We start from the raw sequence: 14,996 nt of genomic DNA on the forward strand, positions 1-14,996 counted from the left end.
AGCAATAGTAGGGATGGATAGGACAGAAACTACGTAGGGGCAATCCCTTGCGGTCAGCGAGCGATAGCCGAGCTGTGGTTGCCCTTTTCCGGCAAAGATTGTCCTAAGCGAACCTTCACTTGCTATATCACGTAAGGGCAATCCCTTGTAGTCGGCGAGCGGTAGCCGAGCCATGGTTATTCTAGGCAATAGGCACTGGGGGCGATAAACGCATCGCCCCACTGATGTTAGATGGCGATGGATGAGTTTTAAAAACTGAACGTTGTCCGCACAACTCCAATTAGAGCATCATCATTATTCGCATTATGATTGGGAGCAGTCAGCCAAATTAAGCCCGGTGTAATTGTCAAGTTTTCGCTCACCTGTAGCGAGTAAAAGGCTTCCACATGAAGCGACGTATCTGGGTCACTTCGGACGAAATTTTCGCCATCAGCTAGCTGCCGGAGGCCAGAACGATTCCCCGTAATTTTGGGTTCCTGTCCCACAATAATCCCCGCCAGATTTCCAGGAAGAAGTAGATCCGGGAACGCCAGAGTAACCGCCCAATTCCAACTCTCTAGAGTCCCCCGATTAATCTGTTGGCCCAAAGTCGAGAGGGTTTGGGTATTGACATAACCCACCCAGCCCCCGAGAGCAAAGTTATCAGAGACCTGGAATGAGCCTTGGAAGCCATAGGCGTTACTCACCGTCGGGATAATATCACCGGTGAATCGGCGAACATTATTGAGAACACTGCCTGTGTTCATCTCCTGATTATAGGCATTGACATAGGTCAGGGCGAACTCCGCGCGATCGCTCGGAGTAAAGGTTAACTGGGCCATCGCCCCATAGGGACCATTAAACAATCCCGCACCCCGACTAGGATTACCACTGTCTCCAGCAAAGTAACCAGCACTGAGAGAGAGGGCATCACCAAAGGGATATTCCACCCCAATCCCAGATCCTTCCATCAGATAATAGATCGAGGCCCGAGTTCCGAAGCGAGATAGGGCCCCACTGCCACCATCCCCATCAAAAAAGGGATTCACGGTCGAAGCAAAGTCATCGGCGGCCCCTTCATTAGCGGCAATCACCACATTGGCATTACCGAAAGGGAACTGATACACCAGAGCATCCACTTCCACGCCGCCACCGGTGTCATCCGAGAAGAACAAATCCCCTTCAGGATAGCCCGTCGCCACATCGGAGAAGGCGGGGATATTGCTGCTTTGCAAACGAGTCATCAGCAAATCCCGGCCACTGAAGCTGGTGTGGAACTCCAGACGGTTACGATAGCCAAAAGAAGGGATATGATCGATATTATCCCCGATAACATTATCACCCGTGGCAATGCCATAGAGGGAGAAAATGGCTTCCCCTTCCAACTTGGTCGTGGTGGAGAACTGATTCGCTTCCAATTCCGAGGTCCGGGCTTCTAAGCGATCAACCCGTCCTCTAAGGGTGGACAACTCCGCTGAAAACTCTTCTTGCAAGCGGCGAATGGTGGCTAAATCACTGGGATCGAGACTATCACCACCATCTACCAAGGCAATAATCTGATCCAAACAGGCATTCAACCCCGCTGCGAACTCATAACGGGTCATGAAGTTATTGCCCCGAAAGGTTCCATCAGGATACCCCGCAATACAGCCGTAGCGTTCAACGAGGGATTGTAAGGCTTGGAATGCCCAATCGGTCGGTTGCACATCAGACAGTTGTGACACCGAGGTAACTTGTGCCAGCAACATGGGGCTGTCACCACCATTCAACTGTTTTGTTGAAAGCTCCTGACCTTGGGCGATCGCGGGTAGGGCCAGTAAGCTTAAGGTGCTTAAGCCACTGGTTAAAGCAGTCCACCGCAGTTTAGACATAAAATTTTCCTGCACTCTCTCACGGGTTAGATTGCCTTATCTTAGGCGGCTAGGGCGAAGAGCGTCAATGGTGGGGGGAAGGCAGTAGGCAGTAGGCAGCAGGCAGTAGGGGAGAAGAAGGCAAAAGGCAGTAGGCAGTAGGCAGCAGGCAGTAGCCTACTGCCGGAAGAGGGCGACCATAAAGGTACGCCCCTACGTCCTTTTATGAATTCACCCTCGCTTCTCCCCCTTCTAAACCGAGGGATTCCAGCATTTCTTTATCCTTTTCCGGGGGTTGTCCCATGGTGGTCAGATAATGACCAATTAACATGGCATTGAGTCCTGATTTGAGTCCTAGGGCCTGTAACTCACCCATCACCGCTTCCCGTCCACCGGCATAGCGGAGAATGCGCGTCGGCAGAATCAGACGGAAAATGGCGATCGCCTTCAACGCTTCATAGGGATCGAGGCGATCGCGATCGCCCAGAGGTGTTCCTTCCCGAGGATTCAGTAAATTCAGAGGAATCGACTCCACCTCCAACTCCCGTAGGGCAAAGGCTAAATCTAGGCGATCGCCCCAAGACTCACCCATCCCCAAAATGCCCCCAGTACAGGCCTGAATCCCGGCAGCTTTCAAGTTCTTCACCGTCTGCACGCGATCGCGCCAACTGTGGGTACTGACAATCTCGGGGAAAAAGTTTTCTGAGGCTTCCAAATTATGGTTGTAGCGCGTTACCCCCGCTTCAGCCAACTCCTCGGCCTGTTCCGGGGTCACTTCTCCCAAGGCACAACAGGGCTTAATACTCGTTTCGGCAATAATGCGACGGACGGTTTCTAAAACCTGCTCAAACTCTTGCGACTTGGGGCTGCTATATTTAGGACCGCGACCCTGAGACACCAGACAAAAGCGTTTCGCCCCCGCCAATTCTGCCGACTTGGCCTGGGCCAAAATCTCTTCCGGGGACTTCAAGCCATAAATGGGAGAGTCTTCACCGGGATGATGGGCAGACTGGGAACAAAAGCCGCAGTTTTCTGAACAACTGCCCGACTTCACATTAACAATACTGCACAAATCCACCACATTACCGCAGCATTCTTGGCGCACGCGATCGGCTGCGGCACAGAGGAGAAGAATGTTCTCAGTGCCCTCAATCTCCGTTAACTGCCTGGCCGTCTCGCGGTCCAGGGCTTCACCCGCAATAATACGATCCGCCAGTTGATTTAACCAAACTTCCAACGCCGTGCGATCGCCCGCAGACTCGGCATTTAACATCGGGGTGGAATCAGTTGTCGTCAGGGGGGTATGAACCACAGTCAATCTCTCCATGCAGCGCGGTCAGCTCCCAATCAAGAGGGGCATTGCCGATTCTACCATTGATATCATCGGCAACCGCCCCGTCACCCCGGATACATTTCGACACAAACCGCTGAAACCTGCCTTAAATACAGAAATCACTACCCCAGTCCTGTTGTCCTCGACCCTGTTGACAGCGGAACTGTTGTCCCACCCAGGTCACCTCCCAATCCGCATCAGGCTCTTGAAGATCCCACGTCATCTCAATGCGATAGCGCCTACTATTGACCGAGTCATCGGGCAGTCCAATCATGGTATGGTTAACCACGGCCGTCCCAGAGGGCGGGGAGCCAACATAATCAATGGCATAATCAATGGTAACCATTTCCTCAGACCGTCCTTCCAGGGACACCGGGCGGCTGAGGATTAGTCCCATGAGCGATCGCGGCGTCAGTTGCTCCTCCATCTGCTCAAGTTGATGTCCTTCTTCAAACTCCGACACCTCCATCTCCCAATAATCGGAGCGATCATCACTCATCTCCTCCTCAGCGGGGTCTGACTCCGATTCTGTGACGTTCACTGGGGTCTCGGGAGTTGGTTCTTCAGCCATCTCCTGCACCTGATTACAGGCCAATTGACTCACCGCTAACAGAGCGACCATTGCCCACAACTTAACCATAATTTTAAGAGTCCTCACGTGAATTCTCTAAGGGGCCACTACAGCCGCCCCACAGGAGATTCCGCAAAGCCAGGTCAGGAAAACCCCTTTACACCGAGGCGATCGCCGGGGTTTCCAGATTTTTTAATGCCGCTGCTGCTGCCTCAAAATCAAAGGGAAATGGCAGTTTCAGGGGACGATAATCCCGAGGGTGGGGGTCTGTGTGACGCAGTACGGCATTGACTAAAACACAGGGGTCATCGCTCAAATTAATTGCCCCATGGGGAACCCCTGGGGGAATCTGCACCACCTGGGGCTGTTGCTGACTCAGGGCAATATAGTTATAGCGACGATTCTGCAAAATCACCAGCACCAAACTGCCCCGAACCACCAGTAATTGGTCAGTTTGGCCATGATGAACGAACAAATCATCAACGGTCTGAGGTGCCACCTGCACCAACATGGTCTCGTGGCTGGACTGAGGGGTGTAGAACTGGGCCATTCCCCCTTGGAAGGAGTCCAACGTCCGGATTTCTACCTGTCGTACCAGAGCCATAGGTCAGAACTCTCCTGGGTTGATCTGTGCTGCCCCTATTGTAACGCTCTATTTTTAAACTTTTGTGACTGTGGCGACAAAATAGGCACAAGATATGATATGTGTCGCTGCAAACATCTCAGCCTCGTCGCCAGACCTTGACCGTGCCATCGGCCGTCCCACTCACGATCGCCCCCCCATCGGGACTTACCGCCACCGCCATCACCGCATCCCCCCCATCACAGAACGAGGCGATCGCCCCCTGCTGTTCCAAACTCCAGAGTTTCACCGTCCCATCAGAACTCCCACTGACCACCGTATCCCCATCTGGGCAAACCGTCAGGGTTGTCACCGAGCCTCGATGGCCCTCAAACAGCCCTTGTAACTCCCCACTAGCCAAATCCCAAACCCGCACCATATGGTCGCGACTGCCACTCACCAGCCGAGTTCCCCCAGCCGCAAAGGCGATCGCATTCACCGGCACCGACATCTCCGTCAACAGGCGATCGCGCGTAAACTGTCCCGTCTCCCCATTAAACGACCAAAGCACAATCGAGCCATCAGCCCCCGCACTCACCAACCCCCTGCCATCGGGGGTAAAGCGAACCGCCTCAACCCGTCCCTGATCGACCAACGCGCGATCGCATAACGTGGTCGTCATGCGGCGACGTTTCGGAGACACCCGCACCTGCCAAACCTGTAAATAGGCCTCAAACCAACTACTGACAATAAACCGGCCATCCGGAGTCATCGAGAGCGATCGCACCGACCCCGCCTCCTCCGTCTCATCGGTGAGCGTATCCCCTAAAAACAAAGTTCCATCCCAAGGTTTCTTCGCCGTCGGACGAAACTGCCGTAGCCCCTGAATATCCCATAACTTCACCGTCTTATCCCAACTCCCACTGGCCAACAAAGACCCATCTTGACTCAGGGTTAAACTACAGACCGGACTCTCATGATCCGTCAACGCCCCAATCAACGCCCCAGTTTTCAGATGCCACACCGGAATCGTCTTATCAAAACTCGCCGCAATCAATAATTCCCCATCCGGCGTAATCAGCAAATCACTAATCCAATCCTGACAATCCTCAAGAGTAAACACACAATGCCAAACCTGTTGCGGTAGTCCCTGGGCCTCCGCCGCAGGCTGAAACTCCGGCAGGCCCACCTCCGTCACCCGTAGCGGTTCTGGCTCCCTCTCTGGCAACGTCTCAGCCGCCGGTTCAGGACGATTAATCTTATGAGAAATTGTCTGCGACCTCTCCCGAATCGGTTGAGGCACCGGCGTTGTCGGCACCACCCCCTTCTCTAGGGGTAACGATGGCTCAATAACGCCATCACGCTTCTCTGAGCGTCGTTCAATGGAGAATGTAGGAACCGGTGGCGGCGTAACCGGCCCAGAACTAGCCACTGTTGGCGTCTCTCGCGGCGTTGGAAAGGGCAAATCGACAGAACTTGTCCCAGGTTTCAGCGTCTCCCGCGAGACATCCACCGCCGCCTCCCGAGTCACCGGTGGGGTGCTAACCTCCCCCTCCACCGACCGGTCTCTGACCTGAATCGGCACCTCAATGGGAATCGTCGTCTGCCATTGCTGTCGCAGCTGACTCAACTCCTGATAGACCTGACTTAAACGATGCTCCAAGCCATCCAACCGTTGCGGCACCGGAGAATGATTCAGATAATCAATAGTATCCGCCAACGTCCGATGCAACTGATCATATTGCCCCTGAAGCTGCTGCAACTGCTCAGCCAATCCCTGCGACGAGGAGACCGAAATATCTAACGGTGGCGGCGAGGGAGGACGGGACGTCTGAGAAGCCATCCTCAGGTCCGGTTGATCGCGGTACAGGGCATCAAATTCCTGACACACCTGGTCTTGTAACTGTATCAAGGCCGTCATCGCCTGATGATTTAGCATCACCTCCAAACGACGGCGATTGATTAAATTCAGCAACAGCGACAGGGAGATAGGAACCCCCGCAAAAACGATCCGACTAGAAATTGCCGCCACCAGAGTTCCGATGACAGCACTCACCCAGCAAAGATATTCAGCAACTTCGAGTTGATTCGGCGATCGCATCAGCAGCAGAAAATGACAACGGAGCGGAAGCAGCAGTAAAGACTGCCATTATATTCGCATTTTCCCTGACCCTTGCCACAGGCGATCGCACAATTCTCAGGTAGCCAACCCCCTGCAATCGAGCCAAAGCTATCAACTTAAGGCGATCAAGCAACCCAAAAAAAAATCGCCTACACTAAAACAAGAAGATTTCCAGACCCTCACATCCTCAGTCATCCCAAGCCCGATCCATCCTTTAACTTTTTGTTCTCCATTGTTAACTATCCATTATCTATGACCGCCTTGACCTCCCTTTCCATTCCCTCTCCAGCCATGCTTCACGATCGCCTACGTCCTGAAATTCGCGCCTTACAGCCCCAACTGGTTCAATGGCGGCGACATCTACACCAACGGCCAGAACTGGGCTTCCAAGAACAACTCACCAGTGAATTTATCGCCGCAAAACTCGGGGAGTGGGGCATTGACTACCAAGATGGGATCGCCAAAACCGGCATTGTTGCCGTGATTGAAGGTCAGCAACCGGGGCCTGTCTTAGGGATTCGGGCTGATATGGATGCCCTCCCCATTCAAGAAGAAAACGAAGTTCCCTATAAATCCCGTCATGACGGCAAAATGCACGCCTGTGGCCATGATGGTCATACCGCCATTGCCCTCGGAACGGCCTATTATCTCAGTCAACACCGGGATTTTCCCGGAACCGTGAAACTGATTTTTCAACCCGCCGAAGAGGGGCCCGGCGGTGCCAAACCGATGATTGAAGCCGGGGTGCTCAAAAATCCCGATGTGGATGCCATTATCGGTCTCCATTTGTGGAATAACCTACCCTTAGGAACCGTTGGGGTTCGTCCCGGGGCCTTAATGGGAGCGGTGGAACTGTTCCGGGCTAAAATTCTCGGTAAGGGGGGCCATGGGGCTATGCCTCATCAAACCGTGGATGCGATCGTTGTGGGGGCCCAAGTGGTGAACGCCCTCCAGGCCATTGTGGCCCGCAATATCGATCCCATCAATGCCGCTGTCGTCACTGTCGGCGAATTTCACAGTGGTTCGGCCTTAAATGTAATTGCCGATACCGCCGAGTTGGGGGGAACGGTGCGTTACTTTAAACCGGAATATGCCGGCTTTTTTGGTCGTCGCATTGAGGAAACCCTAGCCGGGGTGACTCAGGCCTATGGCGCGAGTTATCAACTCGACTATTGGGAACTTTACCCCGCCACCATCAACGATCCTCAAATGGCTGAACTGGTGGGGTCTGTGGCTGAGCATGTTATTGAAACCCCCGCCGGTGTCGTTCCCAACTGTCAGACGATGGGAGGAGAGGATATGTCCTTTTTCCTACAAGCGGTTCCCGGCTGTTATTTCTTCCTCGGTTCTGCCAACTCAGAAAAACGACTGGATTATCCCCATCACCATCCCCGCTTCGACTTTGATGAAACGGCCTTAGCCATGGGTGTGGAGATGTTTGTCCGTTGTTTGGAGAAGTTTATGGAAAATGGCGGATACCGGTCTTAAGAGCTTACCTCTTGTATGTCTGGGGCGGGACGGTTGCTTCTAGGTTGAACGCAGGGAATTTCCAGCACAAATTCCGTCCCCTGTCCGAGTTGGGAGAGACAGGCGAGAGAGCCATTGTGTTTATCAACGACAATTGAGTAGGCGATCGCCAACCCCATGCCGGTTCCTTTGCCAATGGGTTTCGTGGTAAAAAAGGGATTGAAAATCTTTTCCCGCACCGACTCTTCAATTCCCGCTCCGTTATCGGCGATGGAGATGCAGGCCCGCTGCTGAGAGACCATGGAGGTGGTAATAGTAATCCTTGTGGCTTCGGTGCGATCGCGTTTTTCCTCTAGGGCATCAATGGCGTTGGCCAAAAGATTCATAAACACCTGATTCAGTTGCCCTGAATAACATTCAATCTCGGGCAAATCCCCATAATCCCGGATAATCTCAATGGCGGGGCTGCTAGAGCGCACCTTAACGCGGTTATGGAGAATCATCAAGGTGGTATCAATCCCATCATGAATATCCACCGGCTTTAACTCCGCCTCATCAATCCGGGAAAACTTGCGTAAACTCAAAACAATTTCCCGAATACGCTCGGCACCCACCTGCATCGATTTAAGGAGTTTGGGCAAATCCTCAATCAAAAAATCCAACTCCAACTCCTCTAAGGTTTCCTGTAACTCCTCATCGGGGTCAGGGTATTTTTCCTGATAGGTTTGGATGATTTCTAATAAACTTGTGGTGTACTCATTGGCATGACTCAAGTTGCCAAAAATAAAGTTGACCGGATTGTTGATTTCATGGGCAACTCCCGCCACCAGTTGACCCAAGCTTGACATTTTTTCGCTCTGAATCAACTGAACTTGAGCTGTTTGTAACTCTTGAATTGCTTGATTTAGTTTTGCTGTTCGTTCACTGACGCGTTGTTCGAGCAAAGAATTTTGTTGTGCCAACTCTTGCCCAATAAAATAGAGCTTGAGATGGAGACGAACCCGAGCTAAGACCTCTTCCTGCTGAAAGGGTTTTGTAATGTAGTCAACAGCTCCTAAGGATAGACCCTTCACCTTATCCACCGTATCCGCCAACGCACTGGTAAAGATAATGGGAATCTCTTTCGTTTCGGAATTTTCCTTGAGGCGACGACAGGTTTCAAAGCCATCAATTCCCGGCATCATAATATCCAATAAAATCAGATGAGGCGGTGCATAATGGACCTTATCGATGGCACTATAGCCATCTTGAGCCACTAAAACCTCAAACCCAGAACTGTCCAGAAAATCGGATAAGACATCCAAGTTAGCTGGATTGTCATCAACAATCAGAATTGTGCCGTGGTCAAGCTGTTGTGAGTTCATACCGAGCTAAATACTGTCAAGTGGTAGACGAGGGCTTAGAATGATTGACAAACGGTGGCATCCAGTCTGTAAATCGTTCTGGCGTAACCAAGAAACTCACCGCCTCCTCCGGGGGAAGTGGGCGAGAAAACAAATAGCCTTGGGCCAGTTCACAGCCCATGGCCCGCACAATTGCCAACTGCATGGGGGTTTCAATCCCTTCCGCGACGGCATCCATACCCAAGGCATGGGCTAGGGTGATAATGGTATGAACGATTTCATTGCCATTGTCGGTGGTACCATTCGATTTCTCTTGTAAACGAGCAACAAAGGCTTTGTCAATCTTGAGGGTATGAACGGGGAACTCGTGGAGGCGACTTAATGACGAGTATCCTGTGCCAAAATCATCGATACAGAGGGATAAGCCCAATTCTTGAAGCTTACGGAGAATGTCAAACACTTGGGCATTACTTTGCAATAAACAGGTTTCGGTGATTTCTAGTTTGATGCAGCCCTTCGGAAGTGGGACTCCCATTAAGGTGGTTTCAATAAATTCAACGAGCTGGGGCTGCATCAGTTGAATGGTCGATAGGTTAACATTTAAGGTTAGGTCTTTGAGGTCAGGAAACTGCGATCGCCAACGAGACAACTGTTGACAAGACTCGTAAAAGACCCAACTTCCCAATTGATGGATCAGCCCAATTTCTTCACTAATGGGGATAAAATCAATGGGAGAGATGAGTCCTTTTTGGGGATGATGCCAACGTAACAAGGCTTCAAAGCCTCGAACTCGTCCGGTTTTGAGGCAAATTAGGGGTTGATAGTATAAACTGAATTCATTATCAACTCTACGGTTAATCGAGCGAAAATGCTGCCAATTTTTTTGCCAGTCTCTTTGAAGAATAATACCATGTTCTACTGCATGGCGTAACTCATTTTCCAACTCTAGGCGCAATTTAGCTCGGGCTTGCATTTTAGGATTGAAAATTGCATATTGACCTCGCCCTGCTTGTTTGGCTTGATACATGGCAATATCCGCATCGCGCAGGACATCTTCACAATGGGAGTAGTTGGAATTTTTTAAGGCAATTCCAATACTAGCATTGGTGAATACCTCATAGTTTTGGTCTAAGTAAAAGGGCAATGAAAACTGTCTCTGGACTCGCCGCACCACCTCTAATACATCATCCAAGTTGGAAATATTTTCTAAGAGAATCACAAATTCATCTCCCCCCAACCGAGAGACCGTACTCATACCAGGTCTAAAAAAGTCAGGACTGAGAAGATCCCACTCTTGAGAATCACGCTCGAGGGCATCGAGGAGTCGTTGAGCCACAGTTTCGAGGAGAGCATCCCCGGCCAAGTGACCGAGACTATCATTAATGACCTTAAAGCGATCGAGGTCGAGAAATAAAACGGCAAACTCCTGAGCATTGTCAGAATCATTAATCAGGCGATTGAGGCGATTCATCAACCATACCCGATTGGTTAATCCCGTCAGAGAATCATGTAAGGCATCATACGCAAGCTGTTGTTCTCGTTCTTGTAGCTCTTGCTGAGTCGTTTGCAGTTGATAAATGGTCTCTTGTAACTCATGAGTGCGATCGCCCACAAGCTGTTCCAACTGATGATTCTGAGAGGTGAGGGAATCCGTTAGACTCCGTAATTGCAGATGGAGTTGCACCCGAGACAAGACCACATCCTCATAAAAAGGCTTAGGAATGTAATCCACTGCCCCCAACTCCAACCCCAGCACCTGATGCTCAAGATCTGATAACGCCGTCATAAAAATGACAGGAATCGCTGCTGTTTCTGAATTTGCCTTCAACCGGCGACAGGTTTCAAAGCCATCAATGCCTGGCATCATCACATCCAAACAAATGAGAGCAGGTGGATCATACTGGGCCCGCTCAATTGCACTCTGACCATCTCGGGCCACTAACACTTCATACCCAGATCGTTCCAGTAGGCTTGAGAGAACCTCTAAATTTGCAGGATCATCATCTACAATTAAAATCGATTGGCTGGTAGTGGGAATTGCATTCATCAGAAATTTTAGTTAAGGCCGATTGAGTAGTGTCAAGATGGCTTTATCTTGATAAGTACGAGCAAGCTGTTTCAAATGTTGTGCAAACGGGTCTAAGTCTGGATTATCTTTAACCAACTCGTCCGCTATATCCAACAACCGTTTGAGGCTGCCACGTTTGGCCAAATGAATCAACTCATCAAGCTGCTGAGGCTTGGGAAAAACCATTAGCTCCGGCTCTGGGGTCTGTGTGAAGCCATGTCTGTCATCAGGCTGGGGCCCGGTGGACTCATACACCCATTCTAAATTGAGATACTTGTCCAGTTGGTCTAACATCACCTCCGTATTGATGGGTTTACAGAGAAATTCGTTACAGCCAGCGGCAAAACTGCGATCGCGCTCTTGGACTAAGGTGCTCGCGGAGGTAGCAATAATGGGAATCTCAGCCAAAGTGGGATAGGTGCGCAGTTGACGAATCAGCTCAAACCCATCCATCCCCGACATGACCAGATCAGTGATAATCAAGTCCGGCGGCTGCTCAAGGGCCAAGGCCAGGGCCTGTTCTCCCTCCTGAGCTTCGCAAATCTCAAAGCCCAAATCCGTCAGCAGTTGAACCAGGGCCAAACGATTGACCGACATATCATCCACAATCAGGAGTTGACGACGAGGGCCACGATAGCCCCGACGGACTCCCAGGGGTCCTAAGGGTTGCTCTTCGTCTGACCAGCTTGATGCTTTCGGCAACCAGATCTCAAACCAGAAACAACTCCCCTGACCTAACTCACTCTCAACCGCCAGGATTCCTCCCATTTGATGGACGATTTTCTGACTAATCGTCAAGCCTAACCCTGTTCCCTCGGAGTGGTACGCCGGATCACTGACTTGTTCAAACGGCAGAAACACACGGGACACCTGTTCTGGACTCATGCCGATCCCCGTATCCCGTACGGAAAAACGAATCTGACAGGGATCGCCCGTTTCGGGGGCGGCCGATTGTTTCAGGGAAATCTCAAAGGTCACCGATCCCTGTTCTGTGAACTTAATCGCATTTCCCAGCAGATTAATCAAAACCTGACGCAGACGCTTAGAATCACCCACCACAGCCTTCGGTAAATCCTCGTGAACAAGACAGACAAAGTTCAACTGCTTCTGCGCCGCCTTGAGGCGGAACATCTGCACCACCGTCTCCAGGAAGCTCCCTAGAGGAAAAGGACTGTCCACGAGGGTCATCCGTTGGGCTTCCAACTTAGAAAAATCGAGAATATCCTCAATCAACGTCAGCAAATGAGTTCCACATTGATGAATGACCTGCACCCCATTGGCCACTCCTGGAGGCAGATTGCCCTGCCGTTTAAAGATTTGAGTGTAACCGAGAATCCCGTTAAGAGGTGTACGCAGTTCATGACTCATATTGGAGATAAACTCACTCTTGGCCCGGTTCGCCAAATCTGCGGCCTCTTTGGCCTGTCGCAGTTCCACCTCAACCCGTTTACGCTCCGTTGAATCGGTCCCCACGGCGAGAACCTCAGATAAGCTACCATCGGGGTTCAGCAGGGGTTGATTGGCCCACAAAACCCAGACTATGGTTCCATCACGACAGATATTGGGGTCTTCACGGGTTTTTCGACATTGGGGATTATCCTGTAAATCTTGGGCAAACCCTCGCCAATTAAAGGTCGTACCGCTTTCGGGTACCAGAATTGCAACGGGTTGTCCGAGTAACTCATCCTTGCCATAGCCAAAAAAGGCTTCACCATAGCTATTGATGAAGGTGATGTTCCCCTCTAGGTTCCAACGCAGGATGATCGAATTGGCCGTTTCCACCAACGTCCGATATTGTTCTTCCCGCTGCCGCAGTTCCAGTTCTGCCCGTTTGCGATCGCTCATATCCCGCATAGCGGCCTGAATGAGGGTGCTACCCTCCACCTCAATGGCACTCAGACAGACTTCACAGAAAAATGTTGTGCCATCAAGCCGCTGATGGACCCATTCAAAGCGTTGAGGGCCATTCTGGAAAACCTGTTTAATCCAGTCCTGGGCCACTTCCTTAGAAGGACGACCATCGGGCTGATAGGGCGGCGACAGACCCCAGGGAGTTAACCCATAAAACTCTTCCTTACTGGTTACACCAAATAGGGCCAACGCGGCATTATTACAATCACTAAACCGCCTGTTCTGTAACAGGGCGATCGCCTCCTGAGTTCCCTCGGCCAAGAGACGATAGCGCGTTTCCGAGCGATGCAATTGGGCGGCAATGGCTTGTCGTTCCTTGACTTCTTGCTCCAGTTCCTGAGTTCGTTCAGCGACGGTGGCTTCTAAATTCAGGTGCGATCGCTCCAAATCCTCACTCATGAGATTAAAGGAATCGGCCAAATCGGCCACTTCTCGGGGTTGACGCACCTGAACCCGCCGCGACAAGTTCCCCTCCGCCACATCCCGAGCCGCTCGCTGTAGCCGTTTCACCGGACGGGCAATCCAATGAGAGGCCCACCAGCCTAAGCCCCCCGCCACCGAAATTGCCACCAGACAAATCATGAGCGTCTGACGACTACTGCCATCCAAATGTCCTAAAAACCGAGATTCGGGAATCCCCATCACCAAGAACCAATCCACTCCCCCATCCATCTGAAAAGGAGTGATCTCGACAAAATGAGGTGTATCGCGCAAACGCAATCGTAAGCGATGCCCCCCCTGGAGCTGATCCCAAGCCCCAAACTCAGTCTCAACCGCCTCAGTAATCCCCTGAATAAAGGGAAATTGACTCTCTCGGGCCCGAGTCTGCGATCGCATCTCCTCCAGAAACCGCTCCCGGGCCTGGCCCTCTTTCGCCAGGGATGCGGCCAAAACTTGGCCTTGGCGATTCACCAGAAAAGCATCCCCCCCATCACTGATATCATCGTGACTTAACAACTCATTGAGGGTAATCAGTTCCAGAGTCATCACCATCACCCCCAGGGGATTCTCTTGAGATCCCACCACTTCAGAAAAGCTAATCAGAGGGGTTAGGGGCGGCGTTGGAGATAGGACAATTTCATTCCAACCCGGCTCGTTTCGACGTAAGGCGTTCCGATAACTGAGAAACCCCTGGGGGTTGAACGTCGCTAGGGTCTCTTCCTCACGAACTTCTTGGCCATTTTGATTCACCCAAATCGCCCGTAACTGGCCATTGCGTTTTTGTAGCGTTAGACTCTCGGAGTCTTGGCCCCGAAGCACGGCCATCGTATCGCCATTGGTGTTAATAAAGCCAATGGCGGAGATGAGGGGAAAGGTTTGTAGCTGATGCCATAGGAGGGCTTCAATATAATCGACGGAGGCCGGATCGAGCAGTTGGCTCTCTAGATAGCGGCGGTTCAAGTGAGAGACTTGGCTGAGCTGCTTGAGATGGGCTTCTAGATCGTGAAGTACCATCTCACTCATCTGTTGTTGATGGGATTGAGCCATCGACTCACTGGCTAACCGGCTATTGCGAGCAATCAGCCATCCCGTCAAGCCCACCGCCAAGGCAATTTGCAGCGCAAAGGGGGCCACCAACACCGCTCGCAGCGGAATCCCCTGACGGGGTTGACGCCCCCGAGAACGACGCATGGGAGCTAGGAAGTCCCGGGACTTAGGGGAGAGTTTCATGATAGGAGAGTCACCATCGGCACAAACGTTAGCGGTGAGGCAATCGGGACAATTGGGACTTGGCCGAAGATAAGCCCATGCCATAGAGACCCATCCCAAGCCGCTGGATCATTCGAAGA

General features: G+C 51.6%; 9 protein-coding genes. 1 reads left to right on the forward strand and 8 read right to left on the reverse strand.

Features of this window, described 5'->3' with window-relative positions:
• Window positions 1–248 precede the first annotated feature (248 nt).
• The 5 genes from L855_RS03900 to L855_RS03920 all read right to left on the reverse strand — a co-directional run bounded on the left by L855_RS03900 (window position 249) and on the right by L855_RS03920 (window position 6,396).
• Entirely contained in the window at window positions 249–1,850 is a 1,602-nt protein-coding gene (locus tag L855_RS03900) for an iron uptake porin (protein ID WP_159784410.1), read from the reverse strand.
• 202 nt (window positions 1,851–2,052) lie between these two features.
• On the reverse strand, window positions 2,053–3,156 hold the full coding sequence (gene bioB, locus L855_RS03905; RefSeq protein WP_159784413.1) for a biotin synthase BioB: 1,104 nt from the start codon (window positions 3,154–3,156) through the stop codon (window positions 2,053–2,055).
• A gap of 112 nt (window positions 3,157–3,268) precedes the next feature.
• Window positions 3,269–3,802: a hypothetical protein gene (locus L855_RS03910; protein ID WP_159784416.1), complete on the reverse strand. Its 534-nt coding sequence runs from the start codon at window positions 3,800–3,802 to the stop codon at window positions 3,269–3,271.
• A gap of 88 nt (window positions 3,803–3,890) precedes the next feature.
• Entirely contained in the window at window positions 3,891–4,337 is a 447-nt protein-coding gene (locus tag L855_RS03915; protein WP_159784419.1) for a dTDP-4-dehydrorhamnose 3,5-epimerase, read from the reverse strand.
• Window positions 4,338–4,455: 118 nt separating this feature from the next.
• Complete coding sequence (locus tag L855_RS03920) at window positions 4,456–6,396, reverse strand: WD40 repeat domain-containing protein (protein WP_159784422.1); 1,941 nt, start codon at window positions 6,394–6,396, stop codon at window positions 4,456–4,458.
• Between the two features lie 273 nt (window positions 6,397–6,669).
• On the opposite strand from L855_RS03920, the gene L855_RS03925 reads away from it, so the two are divergent.
• Window positions 6,670–7,905: a M20 metallopeptidase family protein gene (locus L855_RS03925; RefSeq protein ID WP_159784425.1), complete on the forward strand. Its 1,236-nt coding sequence runs from the start codon at window positions 6,670–6,672 to the stop codon at window positions 7,903–7,905.
• Here the strand turns inward: L855_RS03925 and L855_RS03930 are convergent.
• The 3 genes from L855_RS03930 to L855_RS03940 are packed head-to-tail and all read right to left on the reverse strand — an operon-like array spanning window position 7,902 to window position 14,877.
• Window positions 7,902–9,248 (reverse strand): hybrid sensor histidine kinase/response regulator, encoded by a 1,347-nt coding sequence (locus L855_RS03930; protein WP_159784428.1) that lies wholly within the window; start codon window positions 9,246–9,248, stop codon window positions 7,902–7,904. The two genes, L855_RS03925 and L855_RS03930, sit on opposite strands and share 4 nt — an antisense overlap.
• 16 nt (window positions 9,249–9,264) lie before the next feature.
• Complete coding sequence (locus L855_RS03935; protein ID WP_159784431.1) at window positions 9,265–11,274, reverse strand: two-component system response regulator; 2,010 nt, start codon at window positions 11,272–11,274, stop codon at window positions 9,265–9,267.
• Between the two features lie 12 nt (window positions 11,275–11,286).
• Complete coding sequence (locus tag L855_RS03940) at window positions 11,287–14,877, reverse strand: PAS domain S-box protein (protein ID WP_159784434.1); 3,591 nt, start codon at window positions 14,875–14,877, stop codon at window positions 11,287–11,289.
• Window positions 14,878–14,996 lie beyond the last annotated feature (119 nt).

The sequence above is a fragment of the Sodalinema gerasimenkoae IPPAS B-353 genome (assembly GCF_009846485.1).
In the GTDB taxonomy this organism is placed as follows: domain Bacteria; phylum Cyanobacteriota; class Cyanobacteriia; order Cyanobacteriales; family Geitlerinemataceae; genus Sodalinema; species Sodalinema gerasimenkoae.